The sequence below is a fragment of the Bacillus sp. BD59S genome (assembly GCF_007363175.1).
GTDB classification, from domain to species: domain Bacteria; phylum Bacillota; class Bacilli; order Bacillales; family Bacillaceae_G; genus Bacillus_A; species Bacillus_A pacificus.
The window spans coordinates 1,719,002-1,735,652 of sequence record NZ_CP034686.1 but is presented as its reverse complement, the minus strand read 5'-3'; the positions used below and the strand labels follow the sequence as shown (position 1 = coordinate 1,735,652).

At 34.4% G+C, this 16,651-nt stretch carries 16 protein-coding genes; 3 read left to right on the top strand and 13 right to left on the bottom strand.

What is annotated here, in order from left to right; translation table 11 throughout:
• Together EKQ63_RS10955 and EKQ63_RS10950 are read right to left on the bottom strand one after the other, a co-directional pair.
• Positions 1 to 1,491 (bottom strand): o-succinylbenzoate--CoA ligase, encoded by a 1,491-nt coding sequence (locus tag EKQ63_RS10955; RefSeq protein WP_143881029.1) that lies wholly within the window; start codon positions 1,489 to 1,491, stop codon positions 1 to 3.
• Positions 1,492 to 1,506: 15 nt separating this feature from the next.
• Positions 1,507 to 2,112: a TetR/AcrR family transcriptional regulator gene (locus EKQ63_RS10950; protein ID WP_140168466.1), complete on the bottom strand. Its 606-nt coding sequence runs from the start codon at positions 2,110 to 2,112 to the stop codon at positions 1,507 to 1,509.
• A gap of 353 nt (positions 2,113 to 2,465) precedes the next feature.
• Between EKQ63_RS10950 and EKQ63_RS10945 the strand changes: the two genes are divergently transcribed.
• The gene (locus EKQ63_RS10945) at positions 2,466 to 3,461 is read left to right on the top strand and encodes an S-layer homology domain-containing protein (RefSeq protein ID WP_087952917.1); all 996 of its coding nucleotides are present in this window, start codon (positions 2,466 to 2,468) and stop codon (positions 3,459 to 3,461) included.
• A gap of 108 nt (positions 3,462 to 3,569) precedes the next feature.
• Here EKQ63_RS10945 and EKQ63_RS10940 read toward each other — a convergent pair whose 3' ends face one another.
• Together EKQ63_RS10940 and EKQ63_RS10930 are read right to left on the bottom strand one after the other, a co-directional pair.
• Positions 3,570 to 4,493: a CobW family GTP-binding protein gene (locus EKQ63_RS10940; RefSeq protein ID WP_048551979.1), complete on the bottom strand. Its 924-nt coding sequence runs from the start codon at positions 4,491 to 4,493 to the stop codon at positions 3,570 to 3,572.
• Positions 4,494 to 4,599: 106 nt separating this feature from the next.
• Positions 4,600 to 6,036: a flavin monoamine oxidase family protein gene (locus EKQ63_RS10930; protein ID WP_087952918.1), complete on the bottom strand. Its 1,437-nt coding sequence runs from the start codon at positions 6,034 to 6,036 to the stop codon at positions 4,600 to 4,602.
• A gap of 200 nt (positions 6,037 to 6,236) precedes the next feature.
• Between EKQ63_RS10930 and EKQ63_RS10925 the strand changes: the two genes are divergently transcribed.
• Positions 6,237 to 7,181, top strand: a complete 945-nt coding sequence (locus EKQ63_RS10925; RefSeq protein WP_000715321.1) for an L-lactate dehydrogenase — start codon at positions 6,237 to 6,239, stop codon at positions 7,179 to 7,181.
• 54 nt (positions 7,182 to 7,235) lie between these two features.
• Here EKQ63_RS10925 and EKQ63_RS10920 read toward each other — a convergent pair whose 3' ends face one another.
• From EKQ63_RS10920 to EKQ63_RS10895, 7 genes are all read right to left on the bottom strand, one after another.
• On the bottom strand, positions 7,236 to 8,249 hold the full coding sequence (locus tag EKQ63_RS10920) for an AI-2E family transporter (RefSeq protein ID WP_087952919.1): 1,014 nt from the start codon (positions 8,247 to 8,249) through the stop codon (positions 7,236 to 7,238).
• Between the two features lie 177 nt (positions 8,250 to 8,426).
• Positions 8,427 to 10,037 (bottom strand): amidase family protein, encoded by a 1,611-nt coding sequence (locus tag EKQ63_RS10915; RefSeq protein WP_143881028.1) that lies wholly within the window; start codon positions 10,035 to 10,037, stop codon positions 8,427 to 8,429.
• Between the two features lie 109 nt (positions 10,038 to 10,146).
• Positions 10,147 to 10,278 carry a hypothetical protein gene (locus EKQ63_RS30475; protein WP_000997341.1) on the bottom strand — a complete coding sequence of 44 codons (132 nt, stop codon included), beginning with the start codon at positions 10,276 to 10,278 and terminating at the stop codon, positions 10,147 to 10,149.
• 126 nt (positions 10,279 to 10,404) lie between these two features.
• Positions 10,405 to 11,007 carry a nitroreductase family protein gene (locus EKQ63_RS10910; protein ID WP_061131162.1) on the bottom strand — a complete coding sequence of 201 codons (603 nt, stop codon included), beginning with the start codon at positions 11,005 to 11,007 and terminating at the stop codon, positions 10,405 to 10,407.
• Between the two features lie 57 nt (positions 11,008 to 11,064).
• The gene (locus tag EKQ63_RS10905; protein ID WP_000216664.1) at positions 11,065 to 11,715 is read right to left on the bottom strand and encodes a DsbA family oxidoreductase; all 651 of its coding nucleotides are present in this window, start codon (positions 11,713 to 11,715) and stop codon (positions 11,065 to 11,067) included.
• Positions 11,716 to 11,786: 71 nt separating this feature from the next.
• The gene (locus EKQ63_RS10900) at positions 11,787 to 12,218 is read right to left on the bottom strand and encodes an Rrf2 family transcriptional regulator (protein WP_042515328.1); all 432 of its coding nucleotides are present in this window, start codon (positions 12,216 to 12,218) and stop codon (positions 11,787 to 11,789) included.
• Positions 12,219 to 12,338: 120 nt separating this feature from the next.
• Complete coding sequence (locus tag EKQ63_RS10895) at positions 12,339 to 13,208, bottom strand: LysR family transcriptional regulator (RefSeq protein ID WP_087952922.1); 870 nt, start codon at positions 13,206 to 13,208, stop codon at positions 12,339 to 12,341.
• A 97-nt stretch (positions 13,209 to 13,305) separates the two neighbouring features.
• On the opposite strand from EKQ63_RS10895, the gene EKQ63_RS10890 reads away from it, so the two are divergent.
• Complete coding sequence (locus EKQ63_RS10890) at positions 13,306 to 14,211, top strand: DMT family transporter (protein ID WP_000192817.1); 906 nt, start codon at positions 13,306 to 13,308, stop codon at positions 14,209 to 14,211.
• A 42-nt stretch (positions 14,212 to 14,253) separates the two neighbouring features.
• Here EKQ63_RS10890 and EKQ63_RS10885 read toward each other — a convergent pair whose 3' ends face one another.
• Together EKQ63_RS10885 and EKQ63_RS10880 are read right to left on the bottom strand one after the other, a co-directional pair.
• Positions 14,254 to 14,874, bottom strand: coding sequence for a YcnI family copper-binding membrane protein (locus EKQ63_RS10885; protein ID WP_087994500.1), 621 nt, complete (start codon positions 14,872 to 14,874; stop codon positions 14,254 to 14,256).
• An 89-nt stretch (positions 14,875 to 14,963) separates the two neighbouring features.
• A complete protein-coding gene (locus tag EKQ63_RS10880) occupies positions 14,964 to 16,613 on the bottom strand; it encodes a copper resistance CopC/CopD family protein (RefSeq protein WP_140168465.1) in 1,650 nt (549 codons plus the stop codon).
• Positions 16,614 to 16,651: the final 38 nt, after the last annotated feature.

The following is a 16,651-nucleotide window of genomic DNA, read 5'->3' as shown; positions in this document are numbered from 1 at the left end:
TCACCTACTTTTCAATTGATTTGTTAACTGTGCTTTTTGAATTTTACCAGTTGCATTTTTAGGCAACTCTTTTAGAAAAATAATCTCTTTCGGTATTTTATATTTTGCTAGAAATAAACGACAATGTTCAATGACTTCCTTTTCAGTTAATGCACTGTTACTCTTTTTCACAATAAAGGCGATTGGAGTCTCTCCCCACTTTACATGTTTCCTACCAACGACCGCTACCTCATATACGTCCGAAAGCTTATTAATGACTTGCTCTACTTCAAGTGGATAAATATTTTCACCACCGGAAATTATCATTTCTTTTTTTCTACCGACAATGTATACAAAACCCTCTTCATCAACTTTAGCTAAATCTCCCGTATATAACCAACCATCTTGAATCGTTTCTTTTGTTGCATCTGGCCGATTCCAATACTCTTTCATTACATTTGGCCCTCTTATAAGTAACTCTCCAACTTCACCAATCTCAACTTTATTTTTGTTTTCATCAATAAGTACATAATCACAAAACAAAACTGGTTTCCCAATTGAGCCTACTTTACGTCTTGCATCTTCTTCTGAAAGCATAAATACGGTTGGTGATGTTTCAGTCATACCAAAGCCTTGACCAAATAAAAATCCTCTATTTATAAATTCTCTCATCAACTCTGCTGGACATGGAGCACCACCGTTATAAAACCAGCGAACTGATTGTAAATTTGTAGTTTCGAACTTTGAACAATTTATTAATGCTTGATGAATTGTAGGTACTCCCATCACAACAGTCACTTTATGTTTTTCTATCATAGAAAGAGCTTTGGTTGGCTCAAATTTTCTTGGAACAATGATTACACCGCCTGCAAATAAAGTTGGAAATGCGAATAAGCCAATACCACCAATATGAAATAAAGGCAATAATACAATAGAGCGGTCATGCATAGTTAGATCAATCGCAAATGTATTATTAAGCGCATTCCAAAACATATTTTCTTGTGTAAGTACAGCTCCTTTCGGTTTTCCAGTTGTCCCTGAGGTATAACATATAATAAAGGATGCGCTTTCATTTATCTCTACAAAGTTAACAATTTTTCTATCTTCTATTTCTTTTAAGCTTGTAATCGAAATAACTCTTTGTACATACGATACCTTCTGCATTGACAATGCCATATTTTGAAATGTTTCCTCTACAAATAAAACTGTAGTTCCACTATCTTTCAACTGAAATATAAGTTCATTTTCTGTTAACCGTATATTTAGTGGAACAGCAATACATTCTACCTTTGCTATAGCAAACAAAAGCACAATATATTCCAAGCTATTTTGCGATAAAATAGCTATCCTTTCTCCTTTTTTCACATTTAATTCGTAAATGAAATATGCGGCTACTTTACTTACATACTCATGTAACTGCTTATATGTCATTTCCTCCTCTTCTGTAATAATGGCAATGCGATCTGGATGTAAATAGGCCCGTTTTTCAATCCAATAAGCAATGCCTTGCATATGTTCCCCACTCCCTTATCTCTTTCTCAATCCTTCAAATATTAATGACATCGCTGCTTCAAATACATCTTCTGGAACATCTTTCTCTTCCCAATACCCCCATCGCATACCTAGAAATTGCCCAATTGACATAAGACAATACGCAATTGTTTCTGTATCAAGTTGTTTAAACTCTCCTGCTTCCATACCAGCTGATAAACTTTTTAAAAATCCATTTGCGAGCTTTGCATAGTACCATCTATATAAATTATCATCAACTACTACCGCCTGTTGTACAATGTTATATAGATTAGGACGATCTTTCACCCACCGAAAAAATGCCTGAAAACCTCTTCTTTGTGCCTCTTCATAACTTGATATCCCCTTCATTTCTTCTTTAATAATTAAGCGTAACTCACGGTTCAATCTGCGAATCAATTCATCAAATATATCTTTTTTAGATGGAAAGTAATTATAGAAAGTTCCGTGCGCTACCTTTGCTTCTTGTGTAATATTCACGATAGAAGCCTCGTAATACCCTTTACCACCAAATACTTCTTCTGCAGCACACAATAATTTCTCTCTCGTTTCTAATCCTTTTGTTGTTAGGTTTTTTACATCCATTATTATTTTTTCTGACACCTGAATCACCTCTTAGATTTGATTATAAATATATTTCCGAATTTTACAATTATTATTGTTAGACAAAATCTGCAACTGTCTTTCTATACCCCAATAAAGATCGGCTTCTTTTGACTAACTATTAATTAATGAGCATTTTATAATGCATTCCTAATCAGAATATATAAACGCCCGTCAGTTGAATTTTTTACACTTCCCACCCTCTCATAACACCATATACATTTAAGAAATATTATGAAAATAAATCCATATTTTACAAAATTGGAATATACTAATATAATATATAAATGATTATCACTTATAAGTATCGGATATGAGTGAGAAAAATTTTTATATACCTAGGAGGAATCATAATGAATTTTAAACATGTACTCGCAACAGGCTTAATTACCGCCACATTATTTGGTGCAACGAATGCTCATGCACAAACTGAACATTTCATTGATGTACCAACAAATCACTGGTCTAAAGATTCGATTGACCGTTTAACTGAACAAAAGATTATTAGTGGTTATGGTAACGGAAAATTTGGATTTGGGGACAATGTAACTCGTGGGCAAGTAGCTGCGATTATTTCAAGATACTTAAAACTAGAAAATACCGGATCTACAAATAAACATTTCTCTGATATTCATGGGCATATGTTTGAAAACAATATTAAAGCAGTTGCTCAAAAAGGACTTATGACAGGGGACAGTAACACTGACAAATTTAGACCTGATGATACATTAACTCGATATGAAATGGCTGTTATCTTACAAAAAGCATTTCACCTACCTGTAAAAACAAATGACCTTTTCTATGATGTCCCAAATAATCATTGGGCAACAAACTCTGTTCGTTCATTGTATAGTAATGGCATTACAAAAGGAATTGGAGACTATAAATATGGCGGAGAAATGAATGTAACAAGAGAACAATTTGCAACGTTTATGTATAAAGCAATTAATGTAAACCCTTATTTTATTCCTGATTCTATTCCTGCAAAAGATGAGGATAAGTATAAAGAAATTGAGAATATACTAATTGATTCTGGATTTTTAAAAACCGATTATAACTATGTATATACTAAAACTGGTCAAACATATGATGGCATTATGTATTTTAATTTTTCTCCCTATGATGACAGCGCATATAGAATGTCTATTCATAGTGATGATTCTGTATTAAACGAGCCGGTGAAAAAAATTCTAAACACACTACTACCAACTAAAGCGGATAATCTGTACAGTCTAATTAAAAACCCTACTGCAAGCTCTCGAACAACAGAATTAGATGGTCGCAAAATTGAATTTAGAAGAGACTCTAGTACTAGTGTAAACGTTTCTCTTGGAAAACGAAAATACTAAAAGAGTGACTATTTAAAATGAATACAAGTATCTATATGCTTATTCATAAAAAATAAAAGACTGCCCCATAAGTCGTTTCAGCAACTTATGGGGCAGCTCACTTTAATGTTAGTTAGAATTAAGTTCCACTTTCTCTAACCCTTCAGCCAATTGGTTCTTATCTAGCCCTTCCCCTATTACTACTAAGTTCGTTGGGAAACCGAAGTCTTGTTCCAGTAAAGTCGGCACTCCGAACGAATATTGGAATAGGTGAGGGTATTTATCTCCATGGAATTTTACAAAACCTTTTACACGATAAATACTATCTGGTAAGTTCGAAAGCCATTCATATAATTTGTCTTGATCAATCGGTTTCGTAAATTGATACGTCATCGTTTGTATATGTAAATGCTGTTTTACATGTAGTGTCTCATGTTCCCCATCATTCGTAAATTCAGCTTCCTCTATGTCTTCTAAAGATATATTACAATATTTTGTTTCAAACAATTTTGCATGATTATTTATTGCTTTCACTTCTTCAATTACTTTGTTCTTATCCGCATCTGTTAGTAAATCTGATTTATTAATTAAAACATGGCTACCAAACTTCAATTGCTCATGCAATAATTGCTGAACATTTGCACTTAATATACTTCGATTTAACCACCTTACTGCATCTAAAACGACTACGATGGATTTCACTTCTAAGAAAGGTGCTAAAATTGGTGATACACATGCATCTAACACTTCAATTGGATGCGCAACACCTGTCGTTTCTATATAAATGACATCTGGTCTTTCTTGTTGATATAACGAATGTAATTGTATTTCAAGCTCTTCTTTTAATGTACAACAAATACATCCTTTCAGAAGTTCTCTTAAAACATTCTCTTTTCCAATAATATCTGTATCTACCGAGTATTCACCAATCTCATTCATTAATACTGCAACTTTTCTATTCTTCTTTTTCTCTGCTAACAATAAATTTTGTAATAATGTTGATTTTCCGCTACCTAAAAAACCACCTAATATATGAATCTCCACTTTATTCATTCAACCGACCATCCATTTCTTTACTTCAAATGTATTCAAAGCGTAATAATTACGATTTATATTTATCATTTTATTAAAAGAATGACCATTTGTAAATATAAGAGATTCACTGTTCATTTACTTCATATGCAACTCTAACTCCAGACTCTATTGCTCCTTGCATCCATCCGTGTGTTAATGTCGTATGCTCTCCTGCAAAGTGTACTTTTCCAGATGGTGGTGTAATATACGGAAATAACTCGAGCTCTTGGCCTGGTTCGAAAGCTGTAAATGCACCGCAAGAATACGGATTTTTACTCCAGCTAAAAGATGTTCCAGTGATAAACTCACTATAGACGATGTCACCGTATATTTCTGCTAAATTTTTTAATGCGTAACGAATACGATCTCTTTGCGGGAGACTATCCCATGTTAATGCCTCATCTGCCCACGTATAACTTGCTATAACGATAGCTGGTCCTGGAGTATGAATGCCATAACTCGGATAGTATGTAAACCGTATCGGTAAATCAGTCATAGATTTCCCACCACACTGTCCCGCTTTCTCCCAAAATCTACTTTTAAACTCTATTGCAATTTTAGTTGCAGCAATATAATTTAATTCACGAATTGCCCGTCTTTTAAAATAAGAGAATAAATGATATGGCTGAACTTCTACAAATCTTAACGCTGAAAATGGAATTGTAATAATAGCAAAATCACTTGTTATTGTAAATTGCTCTAACGTTTGTTCATGATTTCCTTGTAACATTACTTTATTATCTTCTTGTATAATTTTATCAACCTTATACTGCATTAAAATATGTTCCCTTAATTGTGGTAAGAATGCATTCGATAACTTATCCATTCCACCAGTTATTTCATAATATTTCGTTGTTGAAGTAAAGAAAATCATTTCACGTAATACTTCAATTAAGGACATTCCCATATAAGCTTCCATATCAAGAAGTACCCCAATCATATCTATTGCACCATCTGAATAATACTCCATTAAAAATGAACCAAGCGAATACGTTTTATACTTTTTTTCAACGATAAGCCAATTTTTATCAGGATCCTTCTTAATGTAATTTAGTATTGGTTCTAATACCTCAAGCATTAGCTCTTCTGCCGTTTTTCCTCTTTCTTTATCCAAAACCGGATATTCAAGTACACTTGGATCATTTTCAAACACATTCAATCTTGTTTGAATGTTATTCGTATAAATGATATCTGCAAAAGTTTTATTTATAAAAAGGTTTAAAGGTAGTTTAAATTTATGAATATACGCTAAGGTTAACTTATGGGTATCAGGGATTCTCATCGGTCCAGCATTAAAATATAAACCCACACTAAATGGTTCCCGAATCGTATGCACCCTGCCACCTATTCTGTTATTTGCTTCTATAATCGTTACTTCATGCCCAGCCTCTTTTAATAAAGAACCTGCAACTAATCCAGAAATCCCTGCACCGGCAATCGTAATTCGTTTTGGGTTATTCTTTTTAACAAGCCCTGCATGAATAATATGAAGCATTTCTTCCATTGTTAATGGGTTCCCCATGCCATTTCCCCTTTTACAAAGGATTTTACTGAATTATATTCGGTTCACTTACTTCCTATGTTTCATGCAAAGAATTGCACGGATACATTTTCAAATACTTGAATATCTTTTATAAAATGTAATAAACTAGATATGATTCTGTAGAAGTAAGACGTATTATCTTACATAATAAAATCAATGAAATTGCGAGGAATTTTGAAATGAAAAAAGGGATTAACCGTGTTGTATTAGTAGGAACAGGAGCAGTTGGATGTAGTTATGCTTACTGCATGATTAACCAAGCTGTAGCTGAAGAATTTGTTTTAGTTGATGTAAACGAGGCAAAAGCTGAAGGAGAAGCAATGGATTTAAGTCATGCCGTTCCATTTGCTCCAGCACCAACTAGAGTATGGAAAGGTAGCTATGAAGATTGTAAAGATGCTGACCTTGTAGTCATTACGGCTGGATTACCACAAAAGCCAGGTGAAACACGTTTAGATTTAGTTGAGAAAAACGCTAAAATCTTTAAACAAATCGTTCGCAGTATTATGGATAGCGGGTTTGATGGCATTTTCTTAATCGCAACAAATCCTGTAGATATTTTAACTTACGTAACTTGGAAAGAATCTGGTTTACCGAAAGAACGTGTAATCGGTTCTGGTACAACGCTTGATTCCGCTCGTTTCCGCTATATGTTAGGTGAGTACTTCGATATTGGTCCACACAACATTCACGCTTATATTATCGGCGAACATGGCGATACTGAACTTCCAGTTTGGAGCCACGTTTCCGTTGGTATCCAAAAACTACAGACACTGCTTGAAAAAGACAACACGTATAATCAAGAAGATTTAGACAAAATTTTCATAAACGTTCGTGATGCAGCTTACCATATTATTGAGCGAAAAGGTGCAACTTACTACGGTATCGGTATGTCACTTCTACGTGTTACTAAAGCGATTTTAAATGATGAAAATAGTGTATTAACTGTATCGGCTTACTTAGAAGGTCAATATGGTCAAAAAGATGTGTATATTGGTGTACCTGCTGTTTTAAATCGCGGCGGTGTTCGTGAAATTTTAGAAGTAGAATTAAGTGAAGACGAAGAATTAAAATTCGATCACTCTGTTCAAGTATTGAAAGAAACAATGGCTCCAGTTCTTTAATATGTATAGCAAAAAGCAATCCAAAATTTATTGGATTGCTTTTTACTTTATTTTCTATTTTTCAATCGATTCCTCATTATTTACATCAAGTACATCTAAGAAAAAGATAAAGATTGGTATCCCAATAATAAGCCCCCATATTCCAAGGAAATGTTCTGAAAAGATGAGAATCATAAATGTATAAAAGATTGGTAAATTCGTTTTCGCAGACATAAACTTCGGGTTTAAAAAATAACTTTCAAGAGCATGGATGACTGTAATGAACATAAGTATGTATACAACGTACATAACTCCGCCTACGTTATATGCAATGATACTAAGTGGAAATAAAGAAATAATTACACCTGCAACCGGAATTAATCCTAGTAGAAAAATCATAACAGCTAATACGAGAAGCTGCGGAAATCCTAAAACAATTAATGCAATAACAGTAAGAATACAATTTACAACTGCAATCAAAAACTGCGCTTCAATTACTTTACCGAACGATCTTGCAAACCTTTCGCCAAAATATGCAATCTCCTCATAAAAAATCTTTAGCTTACTCTCTTTAAATTTAGAAGTAAAGGTAATAATACGCTCTTTTTCTAATAAGAAAAATAGGCTTAATATGAGAGACAATAATATTTGTAAACTTACCTTCCCTATATTTGCTATCGATTGATAGATGACATCTACACCTTGTTCTATATACTTTGATACTTCCATTCCGTTAATTGTCGAAAGTGCATATTTAATGATTTCATTATCAGGCGGGTTTTGAAAAAACAATTTAAATTGATAAATCAATTGCGAAATTTGTATCGTTAACACAGGTAAATATTTATACAATGTCGTGCCAATAAAGGAAACTAATATGATATACAAACAGGCAATAACAATTTTCCGATTCACTTTCAATTTCTTTGAAATAAAACGTTGAAATCGATCCATTAAAAATGTCAGTATAAACGTAATTAATATTAAATTGATCATACTTTTTAATCCATATAATACTAACGCTAATATTATTAAAACGAGAAACCGTTGAAACCCTCTACTTCGAAAGAAATTTTTCACTTCATTCATTAAAATTTAACCTCCCCCTTCAATGGATGGAAATTGAATATATTACATTTTATGAACTTCTTTAGACAATCTTTCTTACTAATTAGGAAGAATCCTTTTTTCTTTTTATATTGTTAGATTCTATTTATATTAGCCCACCTACTTACTTCAGTTGAGCTCTTTTTTTCGTTTAACCTTTTACAATTTAGGTGATTTTCTATTTTTAGACTGCTGCTCATACGCATATCCAATATTGAAAAGCTCTTTTTCACCAAACTGTTTCCCTACAAACACTACACCGATTGGTTCTCCATTTTTATCATATCCAGCAGGAACCGCTAATTCCGGATAACCAGCTACAGCGGATAGAAGAACTTCATCGTTATTAATCATAACTAGAGCATCCAAACCTTTTTCTAGTAAATATCTATCTAGCTCTTTTCTTGCATTTTCTTGACTCGTTTGCACTACTTTTTCAAACTCATCTTTCGTTATAGCAGATTTTTCAGATCCCTCAATTAATGTTTGTCCATATTTTATTCGTCTATTACTATCCTTTTTATTAAACGCTATAATCTCTTCTAACGATTTTACCGGTACATTTTTTTGCTTTGAAAGAAAATCGTTAACATTATGTTTGAATTCATATTCTAATGTTTGTAGATTATCTACACCCTCAGCGTTTAACTGAATATCATCAGTCAATATTGCACCTGCATCTTGAAGGTCTTTTCTTATCTTTTGTGCTACTTCTTTTCTATTGTCATCTTGTCGATCTATTGAAAATAGTACTCCTACTTTTTTCCCTTTCAAACCGTCTATTGATAAGTCCTTCGTATAATCCATTCTTTCTTTATCTTTCATTTTTTCTGTCATAGCATCTTTTTCATCATAACTTACCATTATGTTAAATAACGTTGCAGCATCCTTTACCGTTCTTGCCATCGGTCCTGCTGTATCAAGTGTTTCAGCTAATGGAATAATGCCTGATCTACTCACCATACCTAGTGATGGACGTAATCCAACTACCGATTGCTGCGTCGCTGGTGCTACAATCGATCCAGTCGTTTCTGTTCCGATTGCAAGCGGCGCAAAATCTGCCGCAACTACTGTAGCAGATCCTGAACTTGATCCTGAAGTATCAAATGTGATTGGACCGTACGGATTTAAATTTTGTCCTTTCTTCCCACTATATCCGCTAGGCATTGTAAAGGATAAATAATTTGCCCACTCAGACATATTCGCTTTTCCTAAAACGAAAGCACCTTCTTCTTTCAGCTTCTTCACGATCGTCGCATCTTCATCTGCAATCCAGTCTTTTAACACATACGTGCCTGCACTTGTCGGCATCAACTTTTCTGTTTGTATATTATCTTTTACGATAACCGGCATGCCGTATAAGTTTGACTTCTTATTGAAAGACCTTTCTTTATCTAACTTTCGCGCTTCCTTCATTGCATTTGGATTAATCTCTGTAACAGCATTTAATGTTATTCCATTTTGATCATGTTCTTGTATTCTAAAAAGATAAATACTCGTTAATTCTTCATATGATAATTTCCCATCATCAATCATTTTTTGAAGCTCATCTACAGTCGCATTTACGACTTCTTTTTCTTTTATCTTTACATTTTCTATGTTAATTCCTTTGAGCTGATTATGTATCGGTTTTAACACTCTTTCTTTATCATATACAATACGCTCAGGTTCCTTTGGAAAATAATTTTTATGCACGTAATACCCTCCGGCACATGCCAATAGGACAATACCTCCAGCGATCGATAACGTTATCTTTACCCACTTCTTCATGTTGTTTCCTCCACTCTAACAGTTGCTCAATTGCATTGAAAAAGAGAGTTATCTTTATAACTCTCTTTAATAAAAATGCTAAATGAAAAAATGAAGAATTTCAATTTCATTACTTCTTTTTTTGCATTTGCTTCGCTAATAATTCCTTCACTTGATTATACGTTAACCCTGAATTTTTATTTAAACGCTTTACTTCCTCAACATCAGTACCTACCACTGTATATTTTTTCTCATCATTCATTTTTCTAATTCCCTTCTCACCGGATTATTTCTTATATTTCTTCCCTAAATGCGCATAATTTAACACCACTACAAAAAAGGAAGCTGTTTTTAAGTACAGCTTCCTTCTCGTTACATATTGTATATCTTAATAAAATTTCAATACATCTTCAGTAGGCAAGAACGTTCTTTCTGCTGGTTGTTCGTTTGGTTCACCAAATGGCATTTGACCTACTAAGCTCCACTCTGCTGGAATGTTCCAAGTTTCTTTCACTTCAGCATCTACGATTGGGTTGTAATGTTGTAATGACGCCCCAATTCCTTCAGCAGATAATAACATCCACACAGTATGTTGTAACATCGCATTTCCTTGATGAGACCAGAATGGGAATTGATCTTTGTATAATGGGGCATTTTCTTGCATTTTTTCTACAGTTGCTTGATCTTCAAAGAATAGAACTGTTCCTACACCTGCATGGAAGCCTTTTAGTCTTTCTACAGTCGCCTCAAAATTTTCTGCTGGTACGCGGGCTCTTAGTGTTTCTTTCACAATATCCCAAAACTTTTCATGCTCTCCATCCATTAATACAACCATACGACCACTTTGCATATTGAAAGATGTTGGTGCGTGTAAAGCTGTTTTTAACACTTCTTCAATTCTTTCTTTCGTAATTGCATCGTTTTTTGTTACTTTACGAATCGAACGGCGGTTCACGATTGCTTCTTTTAAGTTTGTTGTAGTTGCTGACATTTTAATTCCTCCAAATGTTTGTTTTATAATTTATTTTGTTATTTCATAACAAGCGAATTAGCAATATCCATCGGTATTACATTGCATACCTTCAAATGAATTTGTTTTATCCTTTTCAATTTCTTTATCAATGACCCTTTCTAGTGTTTCTTTACTAGCAAGCCCTTGAATGACTTCATCTCCAATCATGACAGTTGGAACAGCCATAATATTCGCTTCATCATATGCGTGCTGAATTGCTTCTTGATGCTTTTCTTTATATTTACGAGTTACTAAAGCAGCTTTAAATTCCGCCTCAGGAAGTCCTACTTCTACCGCTAATTTTGTTAACACATCAATATCTTCAATGTTTTGCTCTTCTTGGAAAAATGCTGTGAATACGCGGTGATGATACTCATTACCTAGTCCATGTTCTTTCGCAAATTGACATCCTTCGAAAGCTAAATGTGTATATGGATGTGGTGAAACACGTGGCAAGCGCATATCAATTCCTAACTTCTTCGCTGTCGGAAGAATGAAAGCATCCCATGAACCTAATTTTTCTGGCTCATTCCATGGATCTATTTTTGAATATGGACTTGGACGTAATTCAAATGGCATCCATTCAATCTCTACATCTTTCTCTTTCGCTACCTCATCTAATGGACCTTTTGCTAAAAAACAAAACGGACATATAAAATCTGAGTATACTTTCATTTTTACAGTCATAACTTTTACACCTTACCTTTACAGTTGTAATCAAATCAGTTACATTAATGATAAAAAAATATAAATATTATTTAAACATTCATTTTTTCTTGCAAAGTTTCAAACAACTGCCCCATCGTAATATTTCTCAAAACTTCTTCCATCGCGGATTGTGCCTGAATTAAAATAATTTCTAACACCGCTTGAATGTTCGCCCCAATTGGACAATCTGGATTCGGTTGCTCGTGAATATGAAATAACTTGTCTTCTTCGACTACGTTCACTGCATGATACACATCTAACAATGTGATTTCATGTAAATCCTTTAGTAATCCCGCGCCACCCGGTCCACGATTTACGTAAACAAAGCCAGCTTGTTTCAAGTACGACATCATTTTACGAATGACTACCGGATTCGTATTGACACTTTCAGCCATATAGTCTGAAGTACAAAGTGAAGATGGATTGTTTTTCAAAATAGATAAAATATGAACAGCTATGGAAAAGCGGCTACTAATTTTCATCGTAATCACCACCTCGATGTAATCATTATAGTTACAACTAAAAAATAAGTCAATCCTTTTCATAGATTTTTTATAAGCAAATTAAAAAGTGCCCCATTATGATATATGAGACACCCCTTTTTATTCTGCAAATAGCGCTTGAAATTCTTCAATAAATAGCTGTACAGCGATTGAAGAATCCTTTAATGAAGGAACAGCTAAAGCAATTTCTCTCCATACTTGCGGTTCCAATTCTCTCGTTTGCACATTCTGTGGTAAATTCGTTAAAGATAATTCAGCTAATATTGCAATACCTAGCCCTTCTTGAATCATATTTAAAGCGGTAGTAACGGTCGAAATTACATACTCAGCCCGAAGTGGTACGTTGGCTTGTTTAAACATATCAATGATGGGTGGTTCGTATCCGCCCTTACATAATATGATCGGTTCATTCTCCAAATCACGAATTGTAATAGAGTCCTTCTTACAAAGGGGATGATCCTCTCTTAAGATAGCAACCATTTTTCCCTTCGTTAACGGGACAATCTCCATCTCTTTATTAGGCAAAATAACAATTCCTATATCAACAACCCTCGATATTAACCAATCTTCAACTTCTTTAATTGTTCCTTCGCAAAGAACGACCTCTAAGCTCGGATACTTCTCCTTAAAATGGTTTATCATTTTCGGTAAGAAATGTGCAGAAGCACTCGGAAAACTCCCAATTCGAATCGTCCCCACTTCGTGTCCTTTCTCCATCGCAACTTCTTGTTCAATCTTCTCTACACTGCTTAAAATCTCTCTAATATGTACAAGAATTCTGTTTCCTACATCCGTAACGAGTAATCCTTGTCGTTTATCACGTATAAGAATCGTAACTCCTAACTCTGACTCAATACTTGAAATGGCATGACTTACAGCTGGCTGCGTCATATTTAACACCCTGGCAGCCTTTGTAAAACTACCTAACTCAATAGTTTTTATTAATACTTGCAGTTGTGTAATGGTCATAACTAATCACTTATACTCCTTATAAAAAAGATTCATTTTATTTATTACATTCGATATCATATCATAGTGAAATGAATAACAACAAGGAGGTCTTACCGTGACACAGCTTTCTCGAACTAAGACGGCCATAATCCTTACCTTCCTCGTTTTTATGTGGGGAATCAATTGGCCTTTATCTAAGTTTGCCCTGCATTATACACCACCCGTTTTATTTGCAGGCGTTCGAACTTTAATTGGAGGATTCATTTTACTCCTTTTCGCTCTACCCAAATACAAAGAATTACATTTAAAAGAAACGTGGCATTTATACGTTATTTCTTCTTTACTTAACATCATTATATTTTACGGGTTACAAACTGTTGGTCTGCAATATATGCCTGCTGGTCTATTTTCCGCTATCGTATTTTTACAACCTGTTTTACTTGGTATTTTCTCATGGATATGGCTTGAAGAAACAATGTACGGTTTAAAAATTTTCGGGCTTGTACTCGGATTTATTGGTGTAGGTGTTATTAGCTCTAGTAGTTTAACTGGACATATTTCTGTCATTGGCATTCTTCTTGCATTAGGATGTGCGATTGGCTGGGCACTTGGAACAGTATTTATTAAGAAAACTGGTCACCGTGTGAATGCCATTTGGATGGTAACAATTCAGCTTCTTATCGGTGGTCTTTGTTTAATCGGATTTGGCTCAGAATTTGAAAGTTGGTCTAGTATTGCTTGGAGTATGCCATTTGTTAGTGTACTACTCTTTATTTCATTCTTTGTTATTGCAATGGGGTGGCTTGCATACTTCACACTCGTTGGAGCTGGTGAAGCGAGTAAAGTAGGGGCTTATACATTCCTTATTCCCCTTATCGCTATTATTGTAAGTTCAATCTTCTTACATGAAGCCATTACAATGAGCTTATTTATTGGCCTATTATTTATTGTTGTGAGCATTTGTTTTGTAAATATAAAGCCGAAAACACTTGCTGTAAGGCAGCAGGTTGAAGTGAAATAAATATGAGAAAGAGCCTACTATTTGTAGGCTCTTTTTTATATCTTATTTTTTACGACGCACTACAAAAACACACGTAACTACCGAAGATACAATTGCCAAAATAGATAAAACAATCGCTATCAATTGCATATTACTAGTACCTTCATTCTTTTCTACATTAGATACTTCACCATGTTCTCCTGTTAATGACGTACCTTTTGCAATTGTAGTAAGTGAATGCGGTTTTTCAGCTTTCTCATCGCCTGTCCATTCAACAATTTCTCCGTCTTTATATTGTTGATATGCATCCCAAGCTATTTTTTGTTCTTTATCCGGATTTTTAGCGACGAAAGTAAACCGCTGGAATTGGCCAGGTAAAATCCCTTCTCCTGTTGCTTCCCATACTACAGTTTTCACTTTTCCGGCATTATCTTTTTGCTCTTCTATTTTCCACCCTGGCACTGGTTCATACTGTTGAAATTCCACACCAGACGGTATTTTCAGTGTAACTTTTGTTGTTGCTACATTCTTTTCAACTGGTACTTTTATCGTGTAAGTCTCCCAAGAACCGATGTCAGAAGTTGCTGGCTTCACAGTAACGTGCGCACTAACAGGTAACGAAAAAATTCCCATTGCAATTACTGTTGCGATCATTGTTGTTCCTAATTTTTTTATGCGTTTCATTTTCTATTAGCTCCTTTTTATCTATACCTACCCTTTATCCCGCTATTCGCCGGGTAGCCCAATTGATGAGGGCTGCTTAAAGTTTCACTTTATCTGCCACCTACAATAAATTTATAATCCGTATCGAAGCTATCAAGCGATTTCGTTAATCCATGTACTTGTATATTCCAGTTGCCTGTCATGTTAATATACATACCTTCTGCTTCATATTCTCCCGGTGAAACTGCCGAAACTTTAAATGATCCTTTTCCCATATTCATATCTAACGATTGAGTCGTTAATATGATTTGTTCCATATCAGTAACGGGTTGTCCGTTCTCATCCTTTAAAGTAATATGGAATATATTTTGTCCTACTCTATTAGGACTTACATTTAGCGTCATTTCATATCCATTATCTAATTGTTTACTCTCTGTAAAAGGTCCAGTAGGAGGCATCGGTGGTGTTTGTACATTTGTCATAAAAGCTACGATTACGAAAATGATAATTCCAATGATAAACTCTACTTTCACCGTAGCACCTAATCCTTGCTCCGCTCTCATTCTCCCTTTCACATAATGAATAATTCCCAATATCCCCATGAAAATGAATAAAAGTACCTTTGCTAATAAAGCTAATCCATACTTCGTATCAAATAACGAGTGGATTGTTGGAATAAAAAATGTACTGTTAAAAAGACCTGTTATTAAAATCACAATGACAGCACATGTTGCCCACGGTGAAAAACGCTGAATCATATCCCAATACATACTCCACTTGTCGTCCTCTTTACGTAAAAGAAGAATAATGGTTGATAGACCGCCAATCCATAATGAAGCTGCGAATAAATGTAGAAAATCCATAACGACAGCAATGTCTTTAAACTTTAAACCATAAGCGTGACTATTAAAGGCTTTCATAACAAGTATCCCGATAAACAATACTATTGGAATACTCCATACTTTAAACGACGATAGTTTCTCACGCCTCATCGCAAAATACGTAACGATTATAAGCAAACTAATTAAAGCCATTTGAGTGACCCATACATAACTAAAAACAGAAAGCTGTAACGTTTCTTTTAATAGTAAAGGATTGAATGCTTCTAACCATGAAACATCAGCATTTATTTTCGCTTGCAGTGGTAGATTGAATAACAAGCTAATCAATATCCCTAATAAGGAGATCCATATTATATTCTTACTCCTTGATCGAACCGAGGTTGCATTCCCTTTATACATAATAAGGTTAAAAAATATCACTCCTATAAACAGCGAGAAACTTGTATATAAAATTCCACGTTCCATAATCATGTCTATTTGTGGGACATACCCCATCTCTTCTACTTGTATATCGTCTGTTCCCGCTTCTGCTGATCCAATTCGGAACGGAATAACTCCTTGAATTGGATGTCCATCAGCTGAAATCACTTTCCACTGAATAGAGTAGAGACCATTTTTAAGATTCTCTTTCAATCCAGCTTCTAATAGCTTTTTATTTTTTTTATCAATATGAGCATCTTTTAAATCGACCCTTTTACCTGATGTATCTCTCACGTACAATGTATTAAAACTTGAGATTTGTATGTCCTCATCGAACTCGATTTTCACAACAGACGGTGCTTTCTTCAATGTTTCATTTTCAGTAGGGTTTGATTTCACAACGTATGCATGAGCAGATGCACTTTTCGGTATCAATATGATAAGCACACATACAATGAATAACAATGTCCCTAACCTTTTCATTACTTTCACACTCATTTCACTTCTTTCTTCCTCATCGCTATATTTTCATTATT